The 9,843-nt window shown below is 74.7% G+C and carries 5 protein-coding genes and 1 pseudogene; 3 read left to right on the top strand and 3 right to left on the bottom strand.

The window, feature by feature from the left end; translation table 11 throughout:
• Together ACWDRR_RS41230 and ACWDRR_RS41225 are read right to left on the bottom strand one after the other, a co-directional pair.
• The coding region (locus ACWDRR_RS41230) for a type I polyketide synthase (RefSeq protein ID WP_449777452.1) at window positions 1-1,853 on the bottom strand (1,853 nt) is incomplete at its 3' end.
• A gap of 62 nt (window positions 1,854-1,915) precedes the next feature.
• On the bottom strand, window positions 1,916-5,230 hold the full coding sequence (locus ACWDRR_RS41225; protein WP_449777451.1) for a type I polyketide synthase: 3,315 nt from the start codon (window positions 5,228-5,230) through the stop codon (window positions 1,916-1,918).
• Between the two features lie 524 nt (window positions 5,231-5,754).
• Between ACWDRR_RS41225 and ACWDRR_RS41220 the strand changes: the two genes are divergently transcribed.
• The 3 genes and pseudogenes from ACWDRR_RS41220 to ACWDRR_RS41210 all read left to right on the top strand — a co-directional run bounded on the left by ACWDRR_RS41220 (window position 5,755) and on the right by ACWDRR_RS41210 (window position 8,762).
• Window positions 5,755-6,339: a hypothetical protein gene (locus ACWDRR_RS41220; RefSeq protein WP_449777450.1), complete on the top strand. Its 585-nt coding sequence runs from the start codon at window positions 5,755-5,757 to the stop codon at window positions 6,337-6,339.
• A gap of 464 nt (window positions 6,340-6,803) precedes the next feature.
• A pseudogene (locus ACWDRR_RS41215) lies at window positions 6,804-7,868 on the top strand (family 2 encapsulin nanocompartment cargo protein terpene cyclase); the annotation flags it as partial.
• Window positions 7,869-7,883: 15 nt separating this feature from the next.
• Window positions 7,884-8,762, top strand: a complete 879-nt coding sequence (locus ACWDRR_RS41210) for a geranyl diphosphate 2-C-methyltransferase (RefSeq protein WP_449777449.1) — start codon at window positions 7,884-7,886, stop codon at window positions 8,760-8,762.
• Window positions 8,763-8,916: 154 nt separating this feature from the next.
• Here the strand turns inward: ACWDRR_RS41210 and ACWDRR_RS41205 are convergent, their stop codons facing one another.
• A complete protein-coding gene (locus ACWDRR_RS41205; protein ID WP_449777448.1) occupies window positions 8,917-9,690 on the bottom strand; it encodes a maleylpyruvate isomerase family mycothiol-dependent enzyme in 774 nt (257 codons plus the stop codon).
• Between the last annotated feature and the right edge of the window lie 153 nt (window positions 9,691-9,843).

The raw sequence follows: 9,843 nt of genomic DNA, 5'->3' as shown, positions 1-9,843 counted from the left end.
CGCACCACATCCAGCAACTCCCAACCGACGAACGGCCGCAACGCCTCCGCACACTCCCCCATCCGCGCCGCGAACACCGGCGAGGAACCCAACAGTTCCGCCCCCATCCCCACCCACTGCGCCCCCTGACCCGGGAACACGAACACCGGACGGCCGACCGGACCCGCCGCGTCGCCCACGATCACCTGCGGGGCGGACCGGCCCTCGGCCAGCGCCGCCAGTGCGGACCGGAACCCCTCCCGGTCCGCGCGGTCGGCCAGGACCACGGCACGGTGCTCGAAGACCGACCGGGTGACCGCCGTCGCGAGGCCGGTGTCCACCGGCCGGTCGCCGCCCCGGGTGTCCAGGTGCGCCAGCAGGCGCCGGGCCTGTGCGGCCAGCGCCTCCGGGGAGCGCCCCGAGAGCAGCCACGGGACCACCCCGGCAGGACCGCGATCCGGCCCGTCCGGCGCCCCGGCGGGGTCCTCCGCCGGGGCCTGCTCCAGGACGACGTGCGCGTTGGTCCCGCTGATCCCGAAGGAGGAGACGGCGGCCCGGCGCGGCCGCCCGCCCGCCGGCCACTCCCGGGCCTCGGTCAGCAGCTCGACGGCCCCCGAGGCCCAGTCCACGTGCGGCGACGGCTCGTCCACGTGCAGCGTCCTGGGCAGCACGCCGGCCCGCATCGCCGACACCATCTTGATCACGCCCGCGAGGCCGGCGGCCGCCTGGGTGTGGCCGATGTTCGACTTCACCGAGCCCAGCCGGAGCGGTTCCCCCTCGGGCCGGCCCCGGCCGTAGGTCGCCAACAGCGCCTCGGCCTCGATCGGGTCGCCGAGGCGGGTGCCCGTCCCGTGCGCCTCCACCGCGTCCACGTCCCGCGCCGACAGCCCCGCGTCCGCCAGGGCCTGCCGGATCACCCGCTGCTGCGAGGGCCCGTTCGGCGCCGTCAGACCGTTCGACGCCCCGTCCTGGTTGACCGCGCTGCCCCGCACCACCGCGAGCACCCGGTGCCCGTTGCGCCGCGCGTCCGAGAGCCGCTCCACCAGCAGCACGCCGACGCCCTCGCTCCAGCCCGTGCCGTCCGCGGCGGCCGCGAAGGGCTTGCACCGTCCGTCCGGGGCCAGGCCCTGCTGCCGGCTGAACTCGACGAACATGCCGGGGGTGGACATCACCGTCACCCCGCCCGCCAACGCCAGGTCGCACTCTCCCGACCGCAACGACCGCACCGCCAGGTGCAGCGCCACCAGCGACGAGGAGCACGCCGTGTCCACCGTCACCGCCGGCCCCTCCAGGCCCAGCGTGTAGGCGACGCGTCCGGAGATCACGCTGGGGGTGCCGCCGGTCAGCAGATAGCCGCCCAGCTCGTCCGAGCCCTCGTGCAGCCGGGGGCCGTAGTCCTGCGCGGTCGCGCCGGCGAAGACACCCGTCCGGCTGCCGCGCAGCGCGTGCGGATCGATCCCCGCCCGCTCGACCGCCTCCCACGCCGTCTCCAGCAGCAGGCGCTGCTGCGGATCCATCGCCAACGCCTCACGCGGCGAGATCCCGAAGAACCCCGCGTCGAACTCCGCGACCCCCTCCAGGAACCCGCCCGCCCGGACGTAGCTCGACCCGGGCCGCCCGGCCTCCGGGTCGAACAGGCCCGCCAGGTCCCACCCGCGGTCGGTCGGCAGCGGCGCGATCGCGTCCCCGCCGTCCAGCACCAGCCGCCACAGGTCCTCCGGGGACCGCACGCCCCCCGCGAACCGGCAGCCCATGCCCACCACGGCCACCGGCTCGGTCGACGCGGCCTCCGCCGCGCGCAGCCGGTCCCTGGTCCGGTACAGGTCGGTCGTCACCCACCTGAGGTAGTCGACCAGCTTCTCCTCGTTCGCCACTGCTCTTCACTCCGTGTCGGTGCGGCCGTGCGGAAGGTTCGGACGTCGCGCGTCGGGGCGCGTCAGGCGGTGCGGAACTCCTGGTCGATGAAGGCGAAGAGCTCGTCGACCGTCGCCGTCCGCAGCCTGCCCGGCGTCGGGTCGTCGCCGTCGGCTCTCGGCGGAGCGGCCAGCAGGGACCGCAACCTGGCCTCGACCCGCGCGCGCTCGGCGCTGTCGGGCCCCGTCGCGGCCAGGGCCCGCTCCAGCCGGTCCAGCGCCGCCAGGGCGCCGGCGTCGTCGTCGTCCGCGCGGTCCGCCGGGAGGAGCAGGGCGCCCAGCCGCTCGGCCAGGACGTGGGGCGTCGGATGGTCGAACAGCAGGCCGGTCGGCAGGCGCAGCCCGGTGACCGCGCCGAGCCGGTCGCGCAGCTCCACCGCGGTGAGCGAGTCGAAGCCCAGCTCCTTGAAGGAGAGACCGGGGTCGACCGGGCCCGCGTCGCCGTGGCCGAGCACGGCGGCCGCCTCGGTGCGCACCAGGTCGAGCAGTACGCCCGCCCGGTCGGCGGCCGGGGTGCGGTCCAGCCGGAGCGCGGGCCCCGCCCGGTCGGTCACCTCGGCGACGTCGGTCCCGTCGTTCGTCGGCGGCGCGTCGCCGGCCGCCCCGGGCACGGGCGGGCGGGCGGTGCCGTCGAGCCAGTGGCGCTGCCGCTGGAACGCGTAGGTGGGCAGCTCGACCCGGCGGGAGCCGTGCCCGGCGAACACCGCCTCCCAGTCCACCCCGACGCCGTGGACGTGCAGCCGGGCGAGCGCGGTGACCAGGGTCTCGGGCTCGGGCCGGTCCTTGCGCAGCGTGGGGACGAGGACGGGCCCGGCGCCCGGTCCGGCCGCCGGCCGGTCGGGCTCGGTGAGGCAGTCCCGGCCCATGGTGCCGAGCGTGCCGTCCGGACCGAGTTCCAGGTGGGCGGTGACGCCCTCGCGCTCCAAGCGGCGCATGCCGTCGAGGAACCGGACCGGCCGGCGCACGTGCCGCACCCAGTACTCGGCCGAGCCGAGCTCCTCGGCCGTGGCGAGGGCGCCGGTGACGGTGGAGACGATCGGGAGGGTCGGCGGCCGGAGGTCGAGGGCCGCCACGACGGTGCGGAAGTCCGCCAACACGGCGTCCATGTGCGGGGAGTGGAAGGCGTGGCCGACCCGCAGCCGCCTGGTCCGGCGGCCCAGGCTCCGCCAGTGCGCGGCGATCCGCTCGACCTCGTCCTCGTCCCCGGCGACGACGGTCGACTCCGGGCCGTTGACGGCGGCGAGGCCGACCCGGTCCTCCCGGCCGGCCAGCAGCGGGAGCAGCTCCTGCTCCGTGGCCTGGAGGGCCGCCATGGCGCCGCCCGGCGGGAGCGCCTGCATGAGCCGGCCCCGGGCCGCCACCAGCGTGCAGGCGTCCGCGAGCGAGAGCACCCCGGCGACGTGGGCGGCGGCCAGTTCGCCGACGGAGTGGCCGAGCAGGAAGTCCGGCCGGACGCCCAGGCTCTCCAGCAGGCGGAACAGCGCCACCTCGACGGCGAACAGGGCGGGCTGCGCCGCGCTGGTGCGGTCCAGCGCACCGGCTGCGGCCGAGCCCGGCGCCGCCAGGATCACCGCCCGGAGCGGCCCGTCCGGCGCCGGTCCGGCGGCGGCCGCGGCCGCGTCGACCTGCTCGCAGACCGCGTCCAAGGCCCGGGCGAACACCGGGTGTTCGTCGTACAGTTCACGCCCGGCCCCGGGGCGCTGACTGCCCTGGCCGGCGAACAGGAAGGCGAGCCGGCCGCTGCCGTACGCCCGCCCCGTCAGGACGTCCGCCGCGCTCTCGCCCCGGGCCAGCGCCGCCAGGCCGCGCCGCAACTGCGCGCCGTCCCGGCCGATCACCGCGGCGCGCTGCTCGAAGGCCGAGCGCGTCACGGCCAGCGCGTGGCCGACGCCCGCCGCGCGGAGCCCGGGCTGCTCGTCCAGCCGGACCAGCAGCGCGGCCGCCTGGGCCCGCAGGGCCGGCACCGAGCGGCCGGACAGCAACCACGGGAGCGCCCGGGCCGGCTCCGGCGCGTCCTCCGGGGGCTCGCCAGCAGGCGGCGGCCCGGCGGACAGCACCACATGGCAGTTGGTCCCACCCATGCCGAACGCGCTCACACCCGCCAGCAGCGGCCCGTCCGGACTCGGCCACGGCCCCGGCTCCCGGTGCACGCGCAGCCGGAGCGATTCCAGCGGGATCAGCGGGTTGGGGCTCTCGAAATTGAGGCTGGGCGGCAGTTCCCGGTGCCGCAGGCTCAGTGCGACCTTGAGCAGCCCGACGATTCCGGCGGCGCCTTCGAGGTGCCCCACATTGGTTTTCGCCGAGCCCACCAGCAGCGGCCGCCCGGAATCCCGCAGACGGCCGAGCGCGGCGCCGAGGGCCGCGGCCTCCACCGGATCACCGACCTTCGTGCCCGTACCGTGGAGCTCCACGTACTGGACGTCCGCCGGATCGACCCCGGCCCGCCGATAGGCGCGCCGGAGGACTTCCTCCTGCGCGGCTCGGCTGGGCGCGGTGAGACCCTCGCCGCCGCCGTCGTTGTTCACCGCGCCGCCGAGGATCAGGCAGTGGATCGGATCACCGTCGGCGAGCGCGTCCGACAGGCGTTTCAGGACGACCACCGCGCCGCCCTCGCCCCGGACGTAACCGTCCGCCCGGGCGTCGAAGGTGAAACACCGGCCGGTCGGGGAGAGGCCCCCGAACCGGGCGACGGCGATGCTGCTCTGCGCGGCGAGGTTGAGGTTCACTCCCCCGGCGAGTGCGAGCGCGGTCTCCCCGTGGCGCAGGCTCTCGCAGGCCTGGTGGACGGCGACCAGGGAGGAGGACTGGCCGGTGTCGATCACCATGCTGGGCCCGCGCAGCCCGAGGGTGTAGGAGACCCGGTTGGCGATCATGCTGCGGTGCAGCCCGGTCACCGTGTGCTGGGTCAGGGCCTGCGGACCGCGCTGGTGCAGCAGGGTCGCGTAGTCGTCCCAGATCGCGCCGAAGAAGACGCCGGCCTCCCCGCCTTCGAGCGTCGCCGGGACGATTCCGGCGTGCTCCAGCGCCTCCCAGGCGAGTTCCAGCATCAACCGCTGCTGCGGGTCCGTCGCCGCCGCCTCGCGCGGCGAAAGGCCGAAGAAGCCGGGGTCGAAACGGTCGACCTGGTCGAGGAATCCGCCCCACCGGGGAATCGATCCGCCGGATTCGGACGCCTGTCCGTCTTCCGCCGGCAATTCGCTCCAGCGGCCTTCCGGCACCTCCGTGACGGAGGTTTCACCGCACCGGAGAAGTCGCCACAGTTCCTCAGGAGTCGAAGCCCCGGGTAAACGACACGACAGACCGACAACGGCTACCGCATCACTGTGAGTCGAATTCATGGAAGGTTCGTGAGATACGTGTGCTTCCCGTGATGCCACAGCGCAACCCAACCAGTAACGACAGAACGCGTCAAGAGTCGCTCTGTACACGACACCCGTGCCCTGCGGCGGAGGTCAGAGGCCTGGCGGGAAAGGCCAACTGGCCCCGCCTGCAAGGGATCCGGGCCGACAATGCGGTCCATCACGGCGACTGCCCGGACGACCCCGGCCGAGTTGCCCGTCCGGGCACGACCCGATGGCCCGCCCGGCCGAATTGCCGCCTGCGGCGAAAAGCCCTGGCGGCACGAACTACCGCGACGTCCGACGTCCACGGACGACCGAATCACCCGTCCGGCCCCCCGGCTCCCCGCGGCGCGCCGCCCGACCCGCGACGCCGCGGCCGAGGTCAGGGGTCCGGGCGGCCTGCGGCGGCGGAATCCCGGTGGTTAGGCTGGTGATTGCCGAGGAGACCGGCACCTGCCCTGCGGACCGTGACGCCGGCGGCACCTGCTGCCCCACCGCGAGGCAAGCACTGAGGAGCAGTCGTGACCGAACAGAGCGGCCCGCAGCGGAGCATCGCCGACATGATCCGCCGTCCCATGCTCACCGGCCTGCAGGACGCCGAACTGATCGGACCCCTGGGCACCACGCGCATCAACGAGTGGGTCGACTGGATCGCGGCGGTGGTGGCGGGGCAGATCGTCCAGCCGATCGTCCACGAGCGCGACGCCTTCGCCGACCGCGTGGACACGCTCTCGGACGTCGGCAAGCGCAACAAGCAGCTGTACCGGGACGCGGCCCAGGAGGCGCAGCAGCTGAAGTCCCGGGTCGCCGAGCTGGAGGCCGAGGTGGCACAGCTGCGCTCCCCCGCCGGCTCCGCTGCCGACCCGGCCGTGACGTCGGCCACCACCCCGGCCGCCGCGGCGGCGGGCCCCGACACCGGCTCCGGCTCCGGCTCCGAAACCGACACCGGCTCCGGCTTCGGCTCCGGCTCCGGCTCGGACGAGACCGGCGGGCCGGTGCTCTCGCTCCGCGACCGCCTGCGCAGCAAGTACCCCGCGACCGCCGAGGCCCTGGACCGCCGGGACGCCGCGGCGGCCGAGGACGCCGACCGGACCACCGAGCGCTGACCGCCCGCGGGCCGCCGGGCCCGTCCGCTCCGATCCACCCGCCCGGCGCCGCACCCCGGGCAGCTACCCCTCGGGCCGCCCGCCGGCCGCCGGCCCGCCCCTGAACTGCGTATACGCATGAGCCCGGCCGCGCCTCGGGCCCCGGCCGCCGGCGGCCGCCGCACGCATCGACCGCCCGCCTGACCGGCGGCGCCGACCGTAGAACGGGCGCTTCAAACCCGATCTTCCCGAACATTCACCCTATCGAGTAGATCGACCGCTCCGGAGCGCCTCGGGCCGCACCGCCCCGCCTACCGTTGATCAGCGAACGGCAAGGGGGGCACCGCCTGCGGGATCCCCTTTGTGTTGCGCCGGATGACGACCCGTCATGAGGCGCATTCCTGCACGGAGGGAGGCCCATCCATGCCCATGAACACCGGACCGGAGATCATTGCGGAGACCTCGGCGGTACGGTCATGAGCCGTACCGCCCTGGAGCGGCTCCTCGGCGGCCCCAGCGGTCTCGGGACGGCCGGCCTGCACCCGGGCCGCCGCAGCTCGGCGCCGGAGGCCGGCGATCCCGTCCCGGGCCTCTACCACCACCCGGTGCCGGAGCCCGACCCGGAGCGCGTCGCGGAGATCGGCGACCGGATCAAGACCTGGGCGGTGGACGAGGTCCAGCTGTACCCGCCCGAGTGGGAGGACCAGTTCGACGGCTTCTCGATCGGCCGCTACATGGTCGCCTGCCACCCCGACGCCCCCGACACCGACCACCTGATGGTCGCCGCACGGCTGATGGTCGCCGAGAACGTGGTCGACGACTGCTACTGCGAGGACCACGGCGGCTCGCCCGTCGGCCTCGGCGGGCGCCTCCTCCTGGCGCACACCGCCCTCGATCCCCTGCACACCACCGCGGAGTACCAGCCGGCCTGGGAGGAGTCCCTGCAGGAGGACGCCCCCCGGCGGGCCTACCGCTCCGCCATGGACTACTTCAACCGCGCGGCGAGCCCCTCCCAGGCCGACCGGTTCCGGCACGACATGGCCCGCCTGCACCTCGGCTACCTCGCCGAGGCCGCCTGGGCCCAGACCGACCACGTCCCCGCGGTGTGGGAGTACCTGGCGATGCGTCAGTTCAACAACTTCCGCCCCTGCCCGACCATCACGGACACCGTCGGCGGCTACGAACTCCCCGCCGACCTCCACACCCTGCCCGCCCTGCAACGCGTGATCGCGCTCGGCTCCAACGCCACGACGATCGTCAACGACCTGTACTCCTACACCAAGGAGCTCGCCAGCCCCGGCCGGCACCTGAACCTCCCGGTGGTGCTCGCCGAGCAGGAGGGCGGCACCGACCGCGACGGCTACCTGAAGGCCGTCGACGTCCACAACGACCTCATGCACGCCTTCGAGGCCGAGGCGGCCGCCCTGGCCGCCGCCTGTCCGGCCCCCGCCCTGCTGCGCTTCCTGCGCGGCGTGGCCGCGTGGGTCGACGGCAACCACTACTGGCACCGGACCAACACCTACCGCTACAGCCTGCCCGACTTCTGGTAACCAAGGAGCTGACCAATGACCACAACCGATATCCCCACCACGACCTCTGCCGCCATTCCCGGCCCGGCGACCCCCTACCAGGGCGACATCGCCCGCTACTGGGACCACGAGGCCCGGCCCGTCAACCTGCGCCTCGGCGACGTGGACGGCCTCTACCACCACCACTACGGCATCGGTGACGTCGACCACGCCTCGCTGGGGGACCCGGCCGACAGCGAGCGCGAGAAGAAGGTGATCGCCGAACTGCACCGGCTGGAGTCCGCACAGGCCGAGGTGCTGCTGGACAACCTGGGCGCGATCCCGCGCGACGCCACGCTCGTGGACGCCGGCTGCGGCCGCGGCGGCTCCATGGTCATGGCCCACGAGCGCTTCGGGTGCAAGGTCGAGGGCGTCACCCTGTCGGCCAAGCAGGCCGAGTTCGGCAACCGGCGCGCCCGGGAGCTCGGCATCGACGGCTCGGTCCGCTCCCGGGTCTGCAACATGCTCGACATGCCCTTCGGGACCGGCCAGGTGGCGGGCTCGTGGAACAACGAGTCCAGCATGTACGTGGACCTGCACGACCTCTTCGCCGAGCACTCCCGGATGCTCGCGGTCGGCGGCCGCTACGTCACCATCACGGGCTGCTGGAACCCCGCCTACGGGCAGCCGTCGAAGTGGGTGTCCCAGATCAACGCGCACTTCGAGTGCAACATCCACTCCCGCCGGGAGTACCTGCGCGCCATGGCGGACAACCGCCTCGTGCCGCAGGCCGTCATCGACCTGACCCCGGCGACCCTGCCCTACTGGGAGCTGCGCGCCACCTCCTCCCTCGTCACGGGCATCGAGGAGGCGTTCATCTCCTCCTACAAGGACGGCTCCTTCCAGTACGTGCTGATCGCGGCCGACCGGGTCTGACCGGCCCTCCCGCCGGGTGCCGGGGGCCGGGTGCGGTCCCCGGCCGCACCCGGCCCCGGTGGGGCTGCCCCGCGGTCCTCGACGACGTCCGCGGCACGGGGTCCGGCCCCCGTTCTGCGGTGCCGGATCGAGATCCGACGCCCGGCCGCACCGGTCAGAACGCGGAGTTGGCCACCCAGTGCGCCAGCAGCTCGTCGTCCCCGGCCACCTCGAAGCGGTCGGCGGCCCGGTCCAGCCGGCCGTAGAGGAAGAGCAGCAGGTCCGCGGCGGTACCCCGCACGGTCACGTCGGCGCTCACGTCGGCGCTCGCGTCCGCACCCTGCGGGTCGAGCCCGAAGCCGTCGGGCCGCAGCCGGACCAGCCAGTCCCCGTCCCCGTCGGTCCGGGTGAACCGGATGCTCCGGTCCGCGCCCCGCAGCAGGGCGGTGTTGGGCGCGAAGACCGCGGCGAAGGGCAGGTTGACCAGGAACTCCGACACCCCATCGGCCGCCAGCACCGGGTCGATCTCGGGGTGCAGGCCCAGCGCGAGCTCCGCGTCCACGCGGTGCACCAGGGTCTCGAAGAGCATCCGGCGGACCCAGAACCGGGCGTGCTGGTCGGCGCCCCAGGCCCACATCGGCGCGTCCAGGTCGGCCGCGGCGAACTCCGCACCGGCCTGCGCCGCCGCCTCGGCCAGCCAGTCGGGATAGCCCTCCGGCAGCTCCGGCAGCCGCAGGTCGACCTCGCGGCTGCGCGGCGGCTCCTGGAGGCGCTGCCGGAGCAGGACGGTGAACCAGCGCTGCACGCTGCCGGCGTGACGCACCAGGTCGGTCATCGTCCAGCCCGGGCAGGTGGGGACCGGGGTCGACGGATCGGCGGTTCGGACAACGGCGACGAAACGGGCGGTCTCCGCCGCGACGCCGGCGGGGTGGTCGAGGGTGGTGGTCATGGAGGTCATTCTCCCGGATCCCGGCGCGGTGACCGCACCCGGGCCCGCCGCTCCCGCCGGCCCGCGCCGGCTGAACCGCGGACACGAGGCGGGTCGCCCCGTGTCCGCGGTCGGCGCCGCGTCGGAGACGAGGCCCGACGCAGCGCCCGAACC

It is taken from the genome of Kitasatospora sp. NPDC003701, from assembly GCF_053587085.1.
This window is presented reverse-complemented; position numbering and strand designations above follow the sequence as displayed.

What these genes read in the sequence shown, in the direction of transcription:
- ACWDRR_RS41210 (WP_449777449.1), top strand. Translation starts at nt 7,884, where the DNA reads ATGACCACAACCGATATCCCCACCACGACCTCTGCCGCCATTCCCGGC.
- ACWDRR_RS41225 (WP_449777451.1), bottom strand. Translation starts at nt 5,230, where the DNA reads ATGAATTCGACTCACAGTGATGCGGTAGCCGTTGTCGGTCTGTCGTGT.
- ACWDRR_RS41205 (WP_449777448.1), bottom strand. Translation starts at nt 9,690, where the DNA reads ATGACCACCACCCTCGACCACCCCGCCGGCGTCGCGGCGGAGACCGCC.